The sequence below is a fragment of the Mesorhizobium sp. P5_C1 genome (assembly GCF_054049815.1).
Window position 1 is genome coordinate 14,985 of record NZ_JBFULQ010000008.1, and the last position, 16,998, is coordinate 31,982.

16 protein-coding genes are annotated in these 16,998 nt (G+C 64.1%); 10 read left to right on the plus strand and 6 right to left on the minus strand.

What is annotated here, in order from left to right; all coding sequences use genetic code 11:
* Positions 1-47: 47 nt before the first annotated feature.
* Complete coding sequence (locus ACXJ7R_RS01760) at positions 48-713, minus strand: peroxiredoxin (protein WP_457150299.1); 666 nt, start codon at positions 711-713, stop codon at positions 48-50.
* A gap of 134 nt (positions 714-847) precedes the next feature.
* Between ACXJ7R_RS01760 and ACXJ7R_RS01765 the strand changes: the two genes are divergently transcribed.
* Positions 848-2,551: a BTAD domain-containing putative transcriptional regulator gene (locus ACXJ7R_RS01765; protein WP_457150300.1), complete on the plus strand. Its 1,704-nt coding sequence runs from the start codon at positions 848-850 to the stop codon at positions 2,549-2,551.
* Between the two features lie 105 nt (positions 2,552-2,656).
* The gene (locus tag ACXJ7R_RS01770; protein ID WP_457150301.1) at positions 2,657-4,213 is read left to right on the plus strand and encodes a serine hydrolase; all 1,557 of its coding nucleotides are present in this window, start codon (positions 2,657-2,659) and stop codon (positions 4,211-4,213) included.
* A gap of 29 nt (positions 4,214-4,242) precedes the next feature.
* Here the strand turns inward: ACXJ7R_RS01770 and ACXJ7R_RS01775 are convergent, their stop codons facing one another.
* On the minus strand, positions 4,243-5,178 hold the full coding sequence (locus ACXJ7R_RS01775) for a hypothetical protein (protein ID WP_457150315.1): 936 nt from the start codon (positions 5,176-5,178) through the stop codon (positions 4,243-4,245).
* Positions 5,179-5,342: 164 nt separating this feature from the next.
* Here ACXJ7R_RS01775 and ACXJ7R_RS01780 point away from each other — a divergent pair, with 164 nt between their 5' ends.
* The 8 genes from ACXJ7R_RS01780 to ACXJ7R_RS01815 all read left to right on the plus strand — a co-directional run bounded on the left by ACXJ7R_RS01780 (position 5,343) and on the right by ACXJ7R_RS01815 (position 10,781).
* On the plus strand, positions 5,343-6,464 hold the full coding sequence (locus tag ACXJ7R_RS01780) for a KamA family radical SAM protein (RefSeq protein WP_457150302.1): 1,122 nt from the start codon (positions 5,343-5,345) through the stop codon (positions 6,462-6,464).
* 323 nt (positions 6,465-6,787) lie between these two features.
* Positions 6,788-7,030 (plus strand): DUF680 domain-containing protein, encoded by a 243-nt coding sequence (locus tag ACXJ7R_RS01785; RefSeq protein WP_457150303.1) that lies wholly within the window; start codon positions 6,788-6,790, stop codon positions 7,028-7,030.
* Between the two features lie 114 nt (positions 7,031-7,144).
* Positions 7,145-8,116 carry an MBL fold metallo-hydrolase gene (locus tag ACXJ7R_RS01790; RefSeq protein ID WP_457150304.1) on the plus strand — a complete coding sequence of 324 codons (972 nt, stop codon included), beginning with the start codon at positions 7,145-7,147 and terminating at the stop codon, positions 8,114-8,116.
* A 174-nt stretch (positions 8,117-8,290) separates the two neighbouring features.
* Positions 8,291-8,770: a tetratricopeptide repeat protein gene (locus ACXJ7R_RS01795; protein WP_457150305.1), complete on the plus strand. Its 480-nt coding sequence runs from the start codon at positions 8,291-8,293 to the stop codon at positions 8,768-8,770.
* A gap of 257 nt (positions 8,771-9,027) precedes the next feature.
* On the plus strand, positions 9,028-9,546 hold the full coding sequence (locus tag ACXJ7R_RS01800; protein WP_457150306.1) for a DoxX family protein: 519 nt from the start codon (positions 9,028-9,030) through the stop codon (positions 9,544-9,546).
* A gap of 305 nt (positions 9,547-9,851) precedes the next feature.
* On the plus strand, positions 9,852-10,121 hold the full coding sequence (locus ACXJ7R_RS01805) for a hypothetical protein (RefSeq protein ID WP_457150307.1): 270 nt from the start codon (positions 9,852-9,854) through the stop codon (positions 10,119-10,121).
* A 182-nt stretch (positions 10,122-10,303) separates the two neighbouring features.
* Positions 10,304-10,621, plus strand: a complete 318-nt coding sequence (locus ACXJ7R_RS01810; RefSeq protein ID WP_457150308.1) for a DUF2934 domain-containing protein — start codon at positions 10,304-10,306, stop codon at positions 10,619-10,621.
* A gap of 10 nt (positions 10,622-10,631) precedes the next feature.
* Positions 10,632-10,781 (plus strand): hypothetical protein, encoded by a 150-nt coding sequence (locus tag ACXJ7R_RS01815; protein ID WP_457150309.1) that lies wholly within the window; start codon positions 10,632-10,634, stop codon positions 10,779-10,781.
* Between the two features lie 47 nt (positions 10,782-10,828).
* Here the strand turns inward: ACXJ7R_RS01815 and ACXJ7R_RS01820 are convergent, their stop codons facing one another.
* The 4 genes from ACXJ7R_RS01820 to ACXJ7R_RS01835 form a co-directional block, all read right to left on the minus strand.
* A complete protein-coding gene (locus tag ACXJ7R_RS01820) occupies positions 10,829-11,491 on the minus strand; it encodes a 4'-phosphopantetheinyl transferase family protein (RefSeq protein WP_457150310.1) in 663 nt (220 codons plus the stop codon).
* A complete protein-coding gene (locus tag ACXJ7R_RS01825) occupies positions 11,488-11,949 on the minus strand; it encodes a GNAT family N-acetyltransferase (RefSeq protein WP_457150311.1) in 462 nt (153 codons plus the stop codon). Before ACXJ7R_RS01825 ends, ACXJ7R_RS01820 begins: the two co-directional genes overlap by 4 nt.
* Entirely contained in the window at positions 11,946-16,070 is a 4,125-nt protein-coding gene (locus ACXJ7R_RS01830) for a Pls/PosA family non-ribosomal peptide synthetase (protein ID WP_457150312.1), read from the minus strand. Before ACXJ7R_RS01830 ends, ACXJ7R_RS01825 begins: the two co-directional genes overlap by 4 nt.
* A gap of 696 nt (positions 16,071-16,766) precedes the next feature.
* Positions 16,767-16,998: hypothetical protein (locus tag ACXJ7R_RS01835; RefSeq protein ID WP_457150313.1), on the minus strand; the 232-nt coding region annotated here is incomplete at its 5' end.

Sequence of the window (16,998 nt, forward strand, 5' to 3'; positions counted from 1 at the left end):
TCGCCGCCAAAGTGTTGGCCGTCCAAGTCCAGGTAGGTTGGTCGATGTCAGGTCAGGACTGGCTGCGGCACGATCCGGATGTAGGGCTTCGGCTCCTTCCAACCCTGAGGGTAGAGTTGCTTCGCTTCGTCGTTCGACACCGATCCCGCGATGATGACGTCGTCGCCTGGCTTCCAGTTGACCGGCGTCGCCAGGYGGTGCTTGGCTGTCAGCTGCAAGGAGTCCACCACGCGCAGCACCTCGTCGAAGTTGCGGCCCGTCGTCATCGGGTAGGATATCACCAGCTTGATCTTCTTGTCCGGGCCGATGACATAGACGTTGCGCACCGTCTGGTTGTCGGCGGCGGTGCGTCCGTCGGCGCTGTTGCCGGCCGACGCCGGCAACATGTCGTAGAGCTGCGAGATGGCGAGCGTCGGGTCGCCAATCATCGGGAAGTTCGGCGCCATGCCCTGCGTCTCGGCGATGTCCTTGGCCCAGCCGGCGTGCTTCTCGACGGGGTCGACCGAGAGGCCGATGACCTTGACGCCGCGCTTGTCGAACTCGGGCTTGAGGCGCGCCATGTAGCCGAGTTCGGTCGTGCACACGGGCGTGTAGTCCTTGGGGTGGGAGAACAGGATGCCCCAGCCCTTGCCCAGCCATTCGTGGAAGCTGATCGTGCCTTCGGTGGTCTCGGCGGTGAAGTCGGGGGCGATGTCTGCGATACGGAGTGACATGGTTGCTTTCCTTTCCGGTTGGAATTCGATTGCGGGGGCAAATTAGGAAATCTATGTTCCGCGAGCGTTCCCCGACGCTCCCTGGTTGGTGACGGCTCTGGCGCCCCAGGGCTGGCTTTCCTGATGGTGCCTGTATGCGCGTTTCGATCCATCTGCTCGGCCGCTTCGCCGTCAGCGTCGATGGCCGCCCGATCCCGGCGGCCGACTGGCGGCGCGATCGCGCCTCGGCCCTGGTCAAGATGCTGGCGCTCAGGGCTGCCCACCGCATCCACCGCGAGCAGGCCATGGAAATTTTCTGGCCCGACGCCGATCCCGAGGCGGCCGGCGCCAATCTGCGCAAGGCCATTCATTTCGCGCGCCGCGCGCTTGGGGCCCACGACCTGATCGAGGTGAGCAACGACATCGTCTCGCTTGCCCCGCATGCCGAGCTCGAGATCGACACCGAAAGCTTCGAGGCCGCCGCCAAGGCGGCGCTGCGCGGCGGTGACCGGAGCGCCTATGAACGCGCGGCCGACCTGTATGGTGGCAGGCTTTTGCCGGACGATCTTTTCGTCGAGTGGCTCGACACACCGCGCGCGCAATCGCAGCAGCGCTACAGCGATCTTTTGCGCGCCGGCGGCCTATGGCAGCGCCTGATCGCGCTCGACCCCGCCGACGAGCAGGCCCAGTGCGCGCTGATGCAGGCGGCACTCGATGCCGGCAACCGTGTCGAGGCCATCCGCCAGTTCAACCAGCTGCGCGACAACCTGCACGCCGAACTCGGCGTTGGGCCGAGTGCGGCGACCATTGCCCTTTACGAGAAGGCGCTGGCCCTCTCCGGCGCCGCCACCGTCAACCCGTCGGAGCGCATCCGCACCTCGCTCGCCTGGGGCCTGGTGCATTTGCAAAGCGGCGAGTTCGACAAGGCAAGCGAGATCGCCAGGCACACCCGCGACCTGGCGCTCGGTGCCGACCTGCCGCGCGAAGTCGGCGAGGCGAGCGCGCTGCTCGGCATCGCCTCGATGATGCGGGCGCAGTGGCCGCAACTGTTCCGCTCAGAATTCATCGAATGGGTTCGCGCCAAACCGGCCTTCGTGCAGCATGTCTTCGATGGCCACCTTTGCCTATCCGAATTCTGCCTCTGCAGCGCCTCGGGCCATGCCGAAGTCGCAGGCCTTGCCCGCGAACTGCTCACCGTGGCCGAGGAGGCCGGATCGAATGCCGGTCGCGGGCTTGCCTGCCTGCTTCTGGGCGAGGCGGCGCTGTTCTCGGGCGACCTCGACGAGGCCGAGCGCCACCTGATCGAGGCCGAGCGGCTGCTGCTTGAGGCGGACGCGGTGGCCGGCCGCGTGCTCGCCATAGAGCGGCTCGCCGAGATCGCGCTCGAGCGCGGCCAGAAATGGCGCGCCAGCCGGCTCATCCAACGCGGTCTCACCGACGCCGAACGCTCATGGCTATCCCCGCACCTGATCATGCGCATGCAGGCGCTGGCCGTGCGGGCGGCGGCGACACCCAAGATGGTGGCGCAGCAGATCCTCGCCGGCGACCGGCTGTTGACCCACGGCGCCTGCCAGCCCTGTTCGATGGCGCTGCGCACGGCCTCCGCGATCGCGCTTGCCGAGGCGGGCGAACTGGACCAGGTCGACCGCCGCCTGAACGACGCCGAGCGCATCGCCGGCATGTGGCATGGCGGCCCCTGGGCGGCTGCCCTTTGGGAAGCGCGCGGTGTGCAGCGGCGGGCGCAGAACCACGAGATCCGCGCGCTCGCCGCCTTCGACGAGGCGGCCTCGCGCTATCAGGAACTTGGCCGCCCGCGCGATCAGGCCCGCTGCCTTGCCCGCATGGGTTCCGAGGGTTGACGGCAAGGAATCGGTTCCTCGTCCTATGACGGATGGCGCGTGGGCTGGTCTCACCCGCGCGGGCCTGTATGATCGCAACGGGAATGCCTGGGAGGAGGCTCGCTCATGCGGCTGGATCAGAATCTCCGTTATTGGAGGACTTGGGCACTCATCGCCGCCATGGTGCTTTGGCCGCAGGCGGCGCCGGCCGACGGCATCACGCCCGAGCGGATCACGGCTGCCCTACCCAAGCTTGAAGCGCTTGCCGAAGCCGCCGTCGCGGACGGTGCCGTACCCGGTCTCGCCATCGCCGTCGTGCACGATGACCAGGTGATCTTCCTTAGGGGTTTCGGCCATCGCGAGGCAGGCAAGCCCGAGGCCGTCGACGCCGACACCGTGTTCCAGATCGCATCGCTTTCCAAGCCGGTCTCCGCCACCGTCGTGGCGGCGCTGGTCAGCGACGGGATCGTGTCCTGGGATTCGAAGATCGCCGACCTCGATCCGGCCTTCCGGCTGGCCGATCCCTATCCAACCAGCCAACTCACCGTCCGCGACCTGTTTTCGCACCGCAGCGGACTGCCCGGGACCGCCGGAGACGACCTCGAGGACATTGGCTACGACCGCGCCGAAATCCTGCATCGCCTGCGGTTCGTCCCGCCATCGTCGAGCTTTCGCGCCGGGTATTCCTACAGCAATTTCGGATTGACGGAGGGTGCCGTGGCGGCCGCGACGCCGACAGGCAAGCCCTGGGAGGAGGTCGCCGAGGAGAAGCTCTACCGTCCGCTTGGCATGGCCTCGACCAGTTCGCGCCATTCGGACTTCGTCAAGCACACGAACCGCGCCGCGCTTCATGTCAAGGTCGATGGCGCCTGGGCCGCGAAGATAGAGCGCGATCCGGATGCGCAGGCGCCCGCCGGCGGCGTCAGTTCCACCGCACGTGACCTCTCGCAATGGGTGCGCCTCATCATCGGCAACGGCGTCTACGCCGGCAAGACACTGATTGCCGCCGATGCGCTGGACCAGACGCATGTTCCGCTGATGGCGCGCGGCAACAATCCCGTCTCTGGAGGTGCCTCGTTCTACGGCCTCGGCTGGAATGTCGAATTCGGCCGGCACGGCCTGAGCTGGGGCCACGCCGGCGCCTTCAGCGTCGGCGCGCGCACCCTGGTGACAGTCTTCCCGAAGGAGAAGCTTGGCATCGTCATCATCACCAACGCCTTTCCGACAGGACTGCCGGAGGGATTGTCCGACAGCTTCGCCGATCTCGTCTTCGACGGCACGGTCGAGAAGGACTGGGTGAAGGCGTGGGACGATATCTATGCAGGCCTGTTCGGCCCGGCGGTGGCGGCAGCCAAGGCCACCTATGCAGCGCCACCTTCCCCGGCGAGGCCGGCCGGACCGGCCAGCGCCTATGCCGGCCGCTACGCCAACGACTTCATTGGCGACGCAATCGTATCGAAAGCGGGAGACGACCTCGTGCTGAGGGTAGGCCCGGCTGCAGCCCGGTCCTATTCATTGACCCATTTCGACGGCGACATTTTCCTGACCTTTCCAGATGCCGAGACCCCGGACAGACCAACCGGCGTGAGCTTCGTCGTCGGCCCGGACGGCAAGGCGTCGGCCATGACCATAGGCTTCCTCGACGACAATCATCTCGGCACGCTGCGGCGCGTGGGCGACTGACCGTCAAATCGAACAGTGCCGGCGGCAGCTCAAGGCGACGGGCCGTACTGGAGCAGTTTGAAGCAATCGCCGTTGCCCGACTTCGCCTGCATCAGGAACGGTTTCGACCGGTCTATCCATTCCTGATGCGACCTCGCATCGGCTTCGATCGCATCGACCGGTGCAAGGCCAACGAAGCTGCGCCCGTGGCTGAAGAGCCAGCACGCACGGCCGAGAAACCTCCTGCTGCGCTGGCGCAGGAGATCGGCATCGTAGAAGACGTCAAGCACCTCGTGCTTGATCTTGCGCCCCGTTTCAGGATTGGCGATCGCAAGCTCGACCGGCTGGCCGCCGATCGCATCCTGCAGGTCCTTGTAGTCGAGGGCGAGCTGGGTGGTGGCATATTTGATCTCGCTCTCGTCACGCACGATGTCGAACCACAGCGTGGGGTCGAGCTCGTTGACGACGAACGACGATTCGAAATCGCGTGACAGGTTGAGGACGTCGAAGTCCCGGACGTCGATGTCGCGCTCGACCAGCGCGATCTCGCCGACCTGCTTGCCGAGCTGCGCCCCCTGCGCTCCGATCGCGGCGTTGGTTCCACCAAGTTCGGGGCTGACGTAGGCCCCGCCTTCATCCAGCAGAGCGTCGAATTGGCCAAGCGATCCGACGATGGGGGCGCCGTGGGCGATGCGTGCCGCCAGCTTGGCCAGAACCTGCTGGAGTTCCGCTTCGCGTCTGCGCTGGTCTTGGTAGTTCTGCTGGAAAAAGAAGATGAACAGCGACACGCCGATGCCGATCAGGATCACGCCCAGCTGCGAAAAGATGTTGCGATAGTATTCCAGCAGCTTTTCGCGGTGGCGCACGTCGTCGCGCACGCTGTGGGCGACGCGCAGATTGACGATCAGCGACAGGATCAGCAGGCCGGCGCCAACCAGGATGAGGCCGCCGATGAGCAGGTAGCCATGGCCCGTATTGAAGTCCATCTGTTTTCCCTGAAACCCCCGGGCTGCGCAGAATACTGCGCAGAATAGTTCTATTTTGCTTAAATACCTATGGGCTCGCGTCGACGGGCCTGCGGCATGCAGGTGGTTGACCCGCCTGGCCATCCGGCCGATAGCTCCGCCAGAAATTGCCCCCGAGATATCAGATGACTTCAGACGCCAACTTTTCCGATGCAATCGAGCGCTTCGACACCTCCGACGCCATTTGGCAGACCGACGTCCGCGCCGGCGTGCGCCATGTGCGCGATCTCGCGCCCCTGCCGCTGTCGCCGGGCGAGCGCGCGGCGGCGCAAGCCGCCGCCGCGAACCACAAGGTGCGCATCCCGAAAACCTATCTCGACCTGATCGACTGGAACGACCCCGCCGATCCGATCCGGGCGCAGGTCATCCCGTCGCCGGACGAACTCGTGGAGCAGGAGGGCGAGCTCGACGATCCGATCGCCGACCACGCGTTCAGCCCGGTGCCGCGGCTGACGCATCGCCATGCCGACCGCGTGCTGTTGTTCCCGACCTATCAATGCGCGGTCTATTGCCGGTTCTGCTTTCGCAAGGAATCGCTGACCTCGATCGGCCGCGGCTATACGCGCGAGGCGCTGGAGCCGGCCTTGGCCTACATCGCCGATCACCCCGAAATCGGCGAGGTGATCCTGACCGGCGGCGATCCGCTGTCGCTGCCGGACAAGGCGCTGGCTGAAATCCGCGCCCGCATCGAGGCGATCGCGCATGTGCGTCTCTTACGTATCCACACGCGCGTGCCGGTGGCGCTGCCCTCGCGCATCACGTCGGGGCTGGTCACGGCCCTGCAGGGCCGGCTGATGGTCACGGTCGTCACCCATTTCAACCATCCCCGGGAGATCACCGAGGTCACCGAAGCTGCCTGCCGCACCTTGCGGCAAGCCGGCTTCGTGCTGCTCAACCAGAGCGTACTCTTGAAAGGCGTCAACGACACGGTCGAGGTGCTGGAGGAACTCTGCCGCGAGCTGATGTACCGGCTCGGCGTCAAACCCTACTACCTGCACCATGGCGACCTTGCGCGCGGCATGGCCCACCGCCGCACCACCATCGCGCAAGGCCAGGCGCTGGCCGCCGCGCTGCGCGCCCGCCTGTCGGGCATCTGCAACCCCGTCTATGTGCTCGACCTGCCGGAAGGCGGTGGCAAGGTGCCGATCGGGCCGTGTTATGTCGAGGCGCAGGACGGCACGGACTGGCGCATTCGCGGGCTGGATGGCGAGGTGAGGGGCTATGCGGAGCTTGTCGACGGACCCTAAGCTTGGGTTCCTCGCCCCAACGGAGCGGGGGAAAGGCGRCCGCGAAGCGGGCGAAGAGGAGGCGTCGTAGAGCTCTGCCTTCTCAAGAGCGCAATTTGCTTAGGTCAGCGCCATTCCCCTCCGGTTCGGCTTCGCCGAGCCACCTCTCCCCCATGACATGGGGGCGAGGAACCCAAGCCTTGTGGCCACTGAGCACTTGAATTCGATTATTTCATAAAAATCTTGTCGCACCGGGAATAAAGGCCCGCCCTGCCGGGTCTTCCCTTCAGCGAGGCCATTCGCCCGGCCCGCAACCCGAAGAAACGAAACAAGGACCTACKATAATGACCAAGCTCGCTCTCAGCGTGGCTGCCATGCTGCTTGCCTCGAGCGCTGCCTTTGCCGGCAGTGACCACGGCGCAAACAACGCCAATTCACCGGTCGCCTCCGTCGACACCAACGCCACCGCGTCGATCCCCTACATTGCACCTACAGACGGCGTCGACACCAAGGTCACGACCGGGCCGCGGCACGCGACGACGCAATCGAATGCGAGCGAACCAGGCCAAGGCATCTGGGGTCGTTGAGTTCGCCGGGGGTCAAGACCCGAATCCCAACAGTTCGGACCTCAACCGCATCGGGATGGCCTGGGGCTTGGCCCTCCATCATCCCTTCCGCACCCACCAACAGAGGAGACCACCATGTCCAGCATGACACGACGCACACTGCTTGGATCCGCCGCTGCCGCTGCCGCCTTCGGCCTTGCCGGCAAGCTTGAATTCACCCGACCGGCCTTTGCCGAAACGCCAGTGGAGCCGACAGTCGGCTTCTACAAATACAAGGTCGGCGACATCGAGATCACCGCCATCTACGATGGCATCTGGCGCAAGCCGCATGACCCGGCCTTCATCAAGGATGTTTCGGTCGACGATACCAAGGCAGCACTCGCCAAGGCGGGGCTGACCACAGACTTCATGCCCATCCCGCTCACCGTCGTCGTGCTCAAGATGAACGGCAAGCTGATCATGATGGATGCCGGGTCTGGTGTCGGCCAGTGGCAGACCAACGCCACCCACCTGCCGGCCAACATGGCTGCAGCCGGCATCGACTACAAGGCGATCGACACCATCATGATTTCGCATTTCCACCCCGACCATGTCTGGGGCCTGATGGAAAAGGGCACCAACGCGCCGGTTTTCCCGAATGCCGAGCTCATCGTCAACGCCACCGAATACAATTGGTGGACCGATCCCGGCCGGTTGGCAAAGCTGCCCGAGGGCCGCAAGCCGGCGGGCAAGCGCATCGCCGAAAACTTCCCCAAATGGAAAAACTGGAAGCTGGTCGAGGACGGCGCCGAGGTGGCGCCCGGCATCCATATCATCGCCGCGCCCGGGCATACGCCCGGCCACTCGGTCTACCTGGCCAACTCCGGCAACGAGCAGATCATGACCTCGGCCGACACCATGTATGTGCCCGCCCTTCTGGCGCCGCATCCAGAATGGCAGGGCAGCTACGACCAGGACGGGCCAACGGCGATCACTACGCGCCACAAGATCATCGACCGCGTGATTGCCGACAACATCCGCATCTCGGGCTCGCACTTTCCATTCCCTGGCACCGGCGTCTTCGTCAAGGACGGCAACGCCTACGGCTTCACTCCGGTCCAGATCTGAGGCCGTTTGGAAACTCCACTCTGGCGGCCATCTGAAGGCGTTTTCTGCGCTTCCGTTGCTCACGGACCGGACGTTCTGCTGCGCTGCGGTTCTCGAAACCACCATCAGCTGACTCGCCAGAGCGAATTTCGAACGTCTTCTCAACGCTAGCACTCAACCCAAGCGAGAAAGACAATGAAACATTCTGTTTTTGGCAAACATGCCCTGTTCGGCCTGCTCGGCGCCGTTGCGGTGCTGACCGTGGTTCCGGTCGCGACCATCATGCCCGCCTATGCCGTCGACGACATCGAGGGCGCTAACGCGCCTGACCTCACCGCCGTCAAGGCCAAGATCGAGGCCAAGGACTATACTGGCGCGCTGGCCCAGCTGCGCGACCTGGCGCAGGACACACAGCAGCCCGACGTCTACAATCTGCTCGGCTTCACGCTGCGCAAGACCGGCGACTACAAGACCGCTTTGACCTACTACACCAAGGCGCTGGAGCTGAAGCCCGACCACAAGGCCGCCCGCGAATATCTGGGCGAGCTCTATGTCGAGACCGGCGACATGGCCAAGGCCAACGAACAGCTGGCGTCGCTGGAAAAACTCTGTCCGGCCGGCTGCGAGGAACTGTCGGACCTGCAGAAGGCCATCGACACCAAGGTGACGAAGTAGGGCCCAGAGGGCTGTTCCTCGCTCCCACGAATGTGGGGAGAGGTGGCTCGGCGAAGCCGAGACGGAGAGGGGGCTTGGCGCCGCGCCATCCCTCTTAAGCACCATAGTTTGGGCGCTCGTGGCTGGCGCCCATTGCCGGAGCCGGCATCCCCTCCCTTGCGCTGGCTCCGGCCTTTTTCAATCAGACGCTTGGCAGCGCCATTGCGCCTGTCCGACCGGACGCGGCGCCTGCCTGTTAGAAAAATTGGAGCCCGACCATGACACCGACTGAACTTGCCGCGAAGCTGCACCTCCTCGCCACGAAGCTATACGCTGGGGATGTGACCCTCCTTGCCGGCCGCCTGCTGCTTTCCCTGCTCTTCCTGCATGAAGGCCTGACACTGGCCACCCATTTCGACGGCGCCGCCAAGGCGATAGCCGCGCTGGGCGTCAGCCTGCCGCTGTTTGTTGCCACGGTTGCGCTGCAATTGGGGGCAGGGCTCTCGGTCGGGCTGGGCCTTTTGACGCGCCTGGGCGCCATCGGTCTCGGCCTGTTCTGCCTGGCAACGGCGACACTCTTCCACACCAACTTCGCCAACCAGAACGAATTGCTGCATTTCGAAAAGGATCTCGCCATTGCCGGTGGCATGTTCGTGCTGGCCATATCAGGCGCCGGCAGGATTTCGCTGGACAGGGTGCTCACTGGTTTCGTGAAGCCCCGGCGTGGCGACAAAGACACCGTAGACGCGCTCATGGCGGCCTATCCCCAGCACGGCGAGACCAGCCTGCCGATCTGAAATTGCCATCACATTGCGCTCCCGGGCAGCGTTCTACGCGCTTCCCGGCCGCATTCAACGCAGAATTCCACGTTTGCGGTGGTTGGTACCACGCGCCGTCCCACGCCGGTGCAAACACCACGGCCCTATGAATTGGCCAACAGCGTACGAAGGACCAACACGACCGTACGCTGAAGCTGCCGCCGCAAATCCGTAGGCATCGCGGTTGGCTGGTTTCGCCCGAGAGCAATCAAGGGAAGGCCTCATGAACGCGGTGCGGGCGGCGCGTTGGGGCCAAATGTCAACTTTCAAAGATGGAGCTTGAAATGAAAAAGATCGTTTTGGCCATTGCCACGGTTTTGCTTGCCTCCGGCACGGCTTTTGCCGGCAGCGACAACTATGGCACGGACTACATCCCTGGCCCCGACGCCTATCCGAGCAGCAGCGTCTACCATTCGATGGGGTCCGATGGCGCCAATGCGCTCGACCTCGGCGGCACGAAGAGCATCGGCACCGCCAACAGCGCGCCGGCCCCGGGAGGAAGTGCGAACTCCGACATGTCAGCCGGCTATGGCCAGGGAATCTGGGGGCACTGACAACAAGGCCGGCCGGGAACGGCCGACATCCAGGCGGTGGGCTCGCCCGCGGCCTTGAATGACCTCGTGGTCTGGCCAGCGCTGCCCAGCGCCATCCCAGCAAAATGACCCACGATCACGCAGATTCTTTGGATCGTTCGGGTCGGCGCGGCGTTCTTCCCTGACGCAACGGAGGAATGATCATGGGCGACGAACGGCATGAGAAGATCCAGCAGCGCGCATACCAGATCTGGGAACGCGAAGGGGGCGGGGATCCCGAGCGGCACTGGCATCAGGCCGCGGCCGAGATCGATAGGGAGGCGGCGCTGCCGCTGACGGCAGGCGATGCGCTGCCGGAAACAGGCGAGATCGCCAGCTCCGACGTCCTGGCGGTGGAGGCGCTGGCGATGCGCACCGGCATATCGGGCGACGAGGCGCAGGAGCTGATCGACAGGCTGGGCCACGACCGAGCGGCGGTCGAGCAAGCCGCGCGCAACCTCGGGGGCAAGCGGCGGTCCTAGGGAGAGACGGATGATAAGGAAACTCAAGGACGGAAAATACCGCCTCTATTCACGCAAGAAGGACGAAAAGACCGGCAAGCGCCGCAACCTCGGCACGTTTGACACGCGTGAGGCGGCGGAGAAGCATGAACGCGGGGTGCAGTATTTCAAGCGGCACTGAGGGGTGGTGGGTCACGCCGTGACCCATTTCCACCATCCGCACGAGACTTAAACCGCCTCTTGGTCAACAAACGCCAAGACGACCACGCGCGGAGCAACGCAGTAAGCGAGGCTGACCTTGCGGCCCCCCTTGGTCGTCGCTCGGCCCGTGTAGAGGTCCACTTCTATATCCTCATAGCCAAGGACCTCGCGATCGAGCGGATAGACCGCCTTGTAGACCGCTTCCTTGGCGCAAAACAGCACGCGACCGGCAAGATGCGGGTCCGCGGCGTCTGTCCGGTCCGCACGGGTTGCGACCAGCGCGAAGATGTCATCGGGCAAGGGTTGGGCGGGCTCGACGTCGATGCCAAGGGAGCCGATGTCGGCAACAGGCGCAACCGCCGCTACGGCCATTTCGTCGTCATGGGCGAGCGAACCGGTTATCCCGCCGGGCCAGACCGGCGTGCCGGATGGCGCGCGCAGGATGGCGAAGTCGTTGACACCAACATCCGCCAGCAGTCCGTGTGCGATCCAGCGGGCCGCTCCGCTTGCGCGCCGCATGGCCGGCTGGCGCGCGAGGATGGAGCGTGCCTCCTCGGGCAGTAGGTGGGCCTCGTCTCCGTCTTGTATGACCCGGCATCCGATCCGGACACTTTTGGGCGCGATGGCGACCATCGCCTGCAGCAGGGATGTTTGCGCAAGCGCACTTTCAGGGGAGGGCGGCCGCGTCAACGATCATCCGCCGCGAAGGCGAGGTCGGCGATCATTTCTCCATCCTCGTCGAGCCTTTGTTCCACGAAACCGGCGGCACTGTAGAGCTGTCGTGCTGCTTCATTGCGGGGTTCGTAGCAGATTGAAACGTGCCTAATGTGGCCGAGCTTTCTGATTTCGTCCAGCACTTCACGCAACGCAGCCTTGCCGTAGCCTCTGCCCTGCCACGTGCGGTCGATCATGAAGCGGTAGATCCGCGCTTCGTCGTCATCCTGCGGCGCCTCGTACATCAGGAAGCCGACGACACGATCCCCAGCCATCACGACGCGGGGCTGCGCGTCCCTGTCAGACCTGGCTTCGTCCAGGGACTCCGCATTGCTGGCGACGAGATCCATCTGGTCGGGGGCCAGTTGCAGGGACATGACCAAGGCCTGGTTGGCCTTGGTCAGGGTGGCGAGAAGAATTTCTGCGGCCTTCAAGCCGATGCCCTGGAGCCATCGTCCGTGACCGGCTCCACGAACCGATGCAGCTTGGCCGGATTGCCCCGCCAGATGGAGTTGGGCTCCAGCTCTTCGCCCTTCATCACGAAGGAGTCGACGTCGACCATCGATCCCTCGCCCATCACGACGCCGTAATGGACGAATGCGGAAGGTCCAAGCGTGCAGCCCTTGCCGATGCGGATGTAGTCGGACTTGAACGCGCCTTCTTCCAGCGAATGGGCCTGGATGACGCAGCCTTCATTGAGCGTGACGTCATCGCCGATCTCGACCAGCGAACGCTCGGTCAGGTTGCTGCCGCCGTCATAGACCCGCTTGCCGACCTTGACGCCCAGCATGCGCAGGATCATCGGCCGGAACGGCGTGCCGGCAAACAGGCGCACGATCGGCGAATCCGCAAGCTTCCAGTGGCGTTCGTGGCGCCAGAAGGCGACGTCGTAGATCGTCGTCATCTGCGGCTTCAGCCTGCGAAAACCAAGGCTTGCCCGCTCGACAAGGATGTAGAACGGAATGGTGATCGCGGACGTCAAAAGCACGGCGACGAAGAGGGCGACCTCCGCCCATTCGGTATAGTAGTTCAGCGCGCGGTCCCAGATCGCCAGTGTGGCGAACAGCATGACCCATTGCGTTGCCACGAACAGCAGGATCGTCACCATATTGTGGCGGTTCTTCAGTGGGATGCGCCGGCGGCGGTCGTCCTCGTCGACACCCGCGATGAGTTCCTTGTCGCGGTTCACCATGCGCGGGATTTCAAAGGACGGCGAACCGAGAAGGCCGACATTCTCGCGCAGCGGCCCATCGATGGGGATCATCACCTTGGTGCCGAGCAGCACGTTGTCGCCCGTGCGTCCATCCGGCGGGTAATAGATGTTGTTGCCGAGATAGTTGCGCTCGCCTATCCGCGTCTGCTCGAGCCGGAATGCGGAGGCGGATTTGTGCATGTTGATCATGAAAAGTCCGTCCGACACCATGGTCTCGGTGCCGATCTCGCACAGGAGCGGGTTTTCGTGCTGCTGGTTGCTGCCGAAGTTGGAACCGGTCTGCACCACCTTGTTGAGGTTCCAGCCGATGGCGCGCATGTAGTGCACGATTGCCGAACTGTCGCCGAACAGGAGGCCGAGGACGCGGGAATTGCTCGAGAATTCGGCGACCGTCTGCAGCCAGTAACGGAAGCCGTAAAGCGTATAGGTGCGGCCGGGCTTCAGGATCAGGCTGAACAGGCGCGGCACCAGCGTTGCCGCGAGAAAGGCCACGGCGATGTAGCCAAAAAGCGTGACCGTGGTGCCGATCGCGACAATGCCGATGGTCTCCTGATAGTCGTCGCCGACGTTCTCCCAATAGCTGTGGAACAATAGCGGCAGCGGGGTGACGATGGCAAACAGGCCAATCAGCTGGACCGCTTCGAAGAGGAAGCGCCGGATGTTGGAAGGATCGACGTTGCGCACCTTGCAATAGTCCGCAGTGGTCGGCACGGCCGGCGATCCATGCCAGCGTTCGCCGTCGGGGATGCTTTGCCCGCGGTGCAGCGAGGACGAATGGCCGAGCTGGGCGCCGTCGCCGATGCTGGTGTCGATGTCGAGCGTCGAGCCCACCCCGACGAAGGCATCGCGGCCGATGGTCAACGGGCCGGTGTGGATGTAGCCGGACTGGGCCCTGAAGCCGAGGATCATCGATTCCTTGCGCAGGATGGTGTTGGCGCCGATCGAAATGAGGTCGGTGCAGACGGGCACCGATTTCGATTCGATGACGGCGTTCTTGCCAAGTTTGGTGCCGAGAAGCTGTAGATAGAAACTGTAGAGCGGGCTGCCCCGGAACAGCACGACGGGTGCGGTTCGGATCAATGTCTTGACGACCCAGAAGCGGTAGTAGCGCAGGCCCCAGATCGGAAACGCCTCGGCCTTCCAGCGGCCGATGAGGACCCATTTGGCGATGACGGCGAAGCCCGACATGCCGAAGAACACGGCGGCCGAAAGCGCCACGCAGCGCAAATAGAGCTGCAGCGGATTGTCGAGCGCGTCATACATCCAGTTGAGGCCGTCATTGAACGCCCACAGCGCCACATAGCTGTAGAGTCCGTAGAACAGGAGCTGCGCCGCGCCGCAGGTCCAGTAGGCAAAATTCGACGCCTTGCGGGTGAGAACGCGCTCATTGGTGGCCGTCGTCATCCCTTCCGCCACGCTTAGGTGTTTGGCGAGGCGCGCCACGGTCGGATAGAGATAGATGTCGCGCATCGACGTCGTCGCCCATTCCTTCCTGGTGCGCACGCGCGCGCAGAAATGGGCCATGAGCAGCGAATTGGCGCCGAGATCGTCGAAGAAATTGTCCTCGACGGACACCTCGTCGAATTTCAGCACCGCAGCCAGTGCGTCGGCCAGGAAACGCTCGTCGTCATTGCCGGGCGGCACCATCGCGCGATCGGCCGAAAGCCGAAGGCTTGTCGGTTTCGGCAGCTGGCGAAGGTCGACCTTGTTGGAGACCGTCATCGGGATCGCCGGCAGTTCCTCCAGGTAGGAGGGCACCATGTAGTCCGGCAGGCGTCGCTTCATCACCTGGGCGAGATCGGCGCGGGAAATCGCCGGCAGGCCTGGTTTTGGCGCGTAGTAGGCAACGAGTTCGACGCGACCGGGCTCGATCTCCCAGGTGGTGACGGCAGCCTGCGCGATCTCCGGCTGGTCCAGCAGCACCGCCTCGATCTCGCCGAGTTCGATGCGATAGCCGCGGATCTTCACCTGGGTGTCGATGCGCCCGTTATACTCGATCTCGCCCTTGTCGTTGATGCGGCCAAGGTCGCCCGTCCGGTAGATGCGCTGCGACGGGTTGTTGGGCAGGCCGAGGAAATCGGCGATGAATTTCTGGTGCGTCAGATCCGGCCGGTTGAGATAGCCGACCGCAAGCCCGATGCCGGCGATGCCGATCTCACCCAGTTCACCAGGCTCCGCAAGCTGCGGCAGCGAAGCGTCGAGAATGACGATCGAGTAGGTCGGCAACGGCGCGCCGATCGTCACCGGACTGTCGGGCGTCAGCGCGCCCATGGTTGCGGTGACGGTGGCTTCGGTCGGGCCATAGGTGTTGAGAATCTGCCGCCCCGGCTTCGACCAGCGCACCACCAGATTGTGCGGGCAGGCCTCGCCGCCCACCAGCAGTGTGCGCAGGCTGGGCACGTCGCTCGCCATCGACGACAACAGGGTCGGGCTGCAGGCCATGCAGGTGATGTCATGGAGCCGCAGGAAATCCGCCAGTTCCTCGCCGACGAGAGGCATCTGGCCTGGCGCCGGCACGACCGTCGCGCCGGCGACAAACGGCACCCAGATCTCTTCGGAGGAAAAGTCGAAGGCGATGGTCATGCCCTGGTAGACACGATCGCCCGGCCGGTATCCGTAGGATGCGGCGGCGACGCGGATGAAGTTGACGAAGCTCTGGTGCTTGATGACCACGCCCTTGGGCTTGCCGGTGGTGCCAGAGGTGTAGAGGATGTAGCAGGTGTCGTCCGATACAGCGGTCCTCGCATCCGGCTTCAGCGGCGCGCTCGACTGTTTGGAGATCTCGGTGGCGGCGCTGTCGATCAGCAGGTGGGGAACGGGCAGTTGATCGGCTCGCGACGCGTAGGCGGCGATGGTGACGATCAGGCTGACGCTGGCGTCTTCGATGATGAGCGTCATCCGCTCCTGAGGAAACGCGGTGGCCAGCGGCACGAAGGCCGCGCCTGCCTTCATAACCGCCAGCACGGCAACATAGGTCTCCGCCGACCGGTCGAGAATGAGYCCAACCCGGTCACCCCTTCGCACGCCTCGCTTGACCAGCAGGCGGGCGAACTGGTTGGCACGGTTGTCCAGCTCCTGATACGTCCAGACCCGCCCGTCGGAGATCACCGCCGGCAACGCGGCAAATGTCTCGGCGAGCTCTTCGAAGACGGTATCGAGCCGCTCACCGGGTTGCCCCTGCCGGGCAAAGTCGGCGCCCGTCAGGATCTGGCCGCGTGCGCGCCTTCCGGAGCCGTGAGTGGCCTCCACGAGCGCATCGACGATTGCCAGGCCAGTTTCCGGCTGGCTGTCCGGTCTTGCCGCGTCCAGTTCGGCGATATCGAAACCTTGGTCCATTTGCATACTTTCCCGTCTTGGCCGGGCAACGCCCAGCGCGGCCAATTTCCGGCCGCCGCGGGATGGTTATGCCATCCGATCTTTTCGCCAGTTTTTCCGAACTGTTGAATATTGTTTCTGGATTGTGTCTGGGCGCTCTTCTTGCCCTCCGCCTCAGGGCTCCGAACTCAGGTCAACAAAGGCCTGACGACGGCCAGTCCGGCGGTGTCGGCGGCTTTTGCGCCGGGGGCTTTCGATAGGAATTTATTCTTGACATGGTGAGGGCAGCTATGCTATGCATTCGTCCATGGTGCTGATTTGCGCCAATGACCCGCCGCACAGGCGGGTTTTTGCGTTTGATGCTTCGTCAACCAATGCGCCGGCGCCCGAAGGAACCCGCTTGGATTTGTTGCGCTGCTCTCCCTTGTTGGTCCTTGGGGGAGGGTGAAGCCTCCGCCGTCGAGCTCCACGGCGCCCCCCTCTGGCCTGCCGGCCATCTCCCCCACTTGTGGGGAGATTGGCAGCTTCGGCGCCGGCGTTTAGCGAAAGCGGAAGTACCGGCCAATCTCCCTTCTTGCGGGGGTTGAGAAGTGGTCCGCGAAGCGGACGGAAAGCCAATTGCTTGGCTTTCCGAACGACGAACGCCCGGCAGGGCAGAGGGGGGCGCCGTAGGGCGCCACCTTCGCGAAGCGGCCGAGGAGCACGAGCGCGAGGTGCAGTATTTCAAGTGGCATTGAGGGGAGGGGCTGCCGAACATTGCGGTGCCGGGAAGGAGTTTGAAAACAATCGAACGCAACCTGAAGCCAAATTGAGACATAACTGAAACACATAGGCGCGACAGGCGACATGCATGCGAAACACCCCGGGCGCATGGTCGAGGCTCACCCAGACCAGAACCAGAGGAGCGCGCCGATGACACCCGACCAGATTCGACTTGTCCAGGATAGTTTTCGTG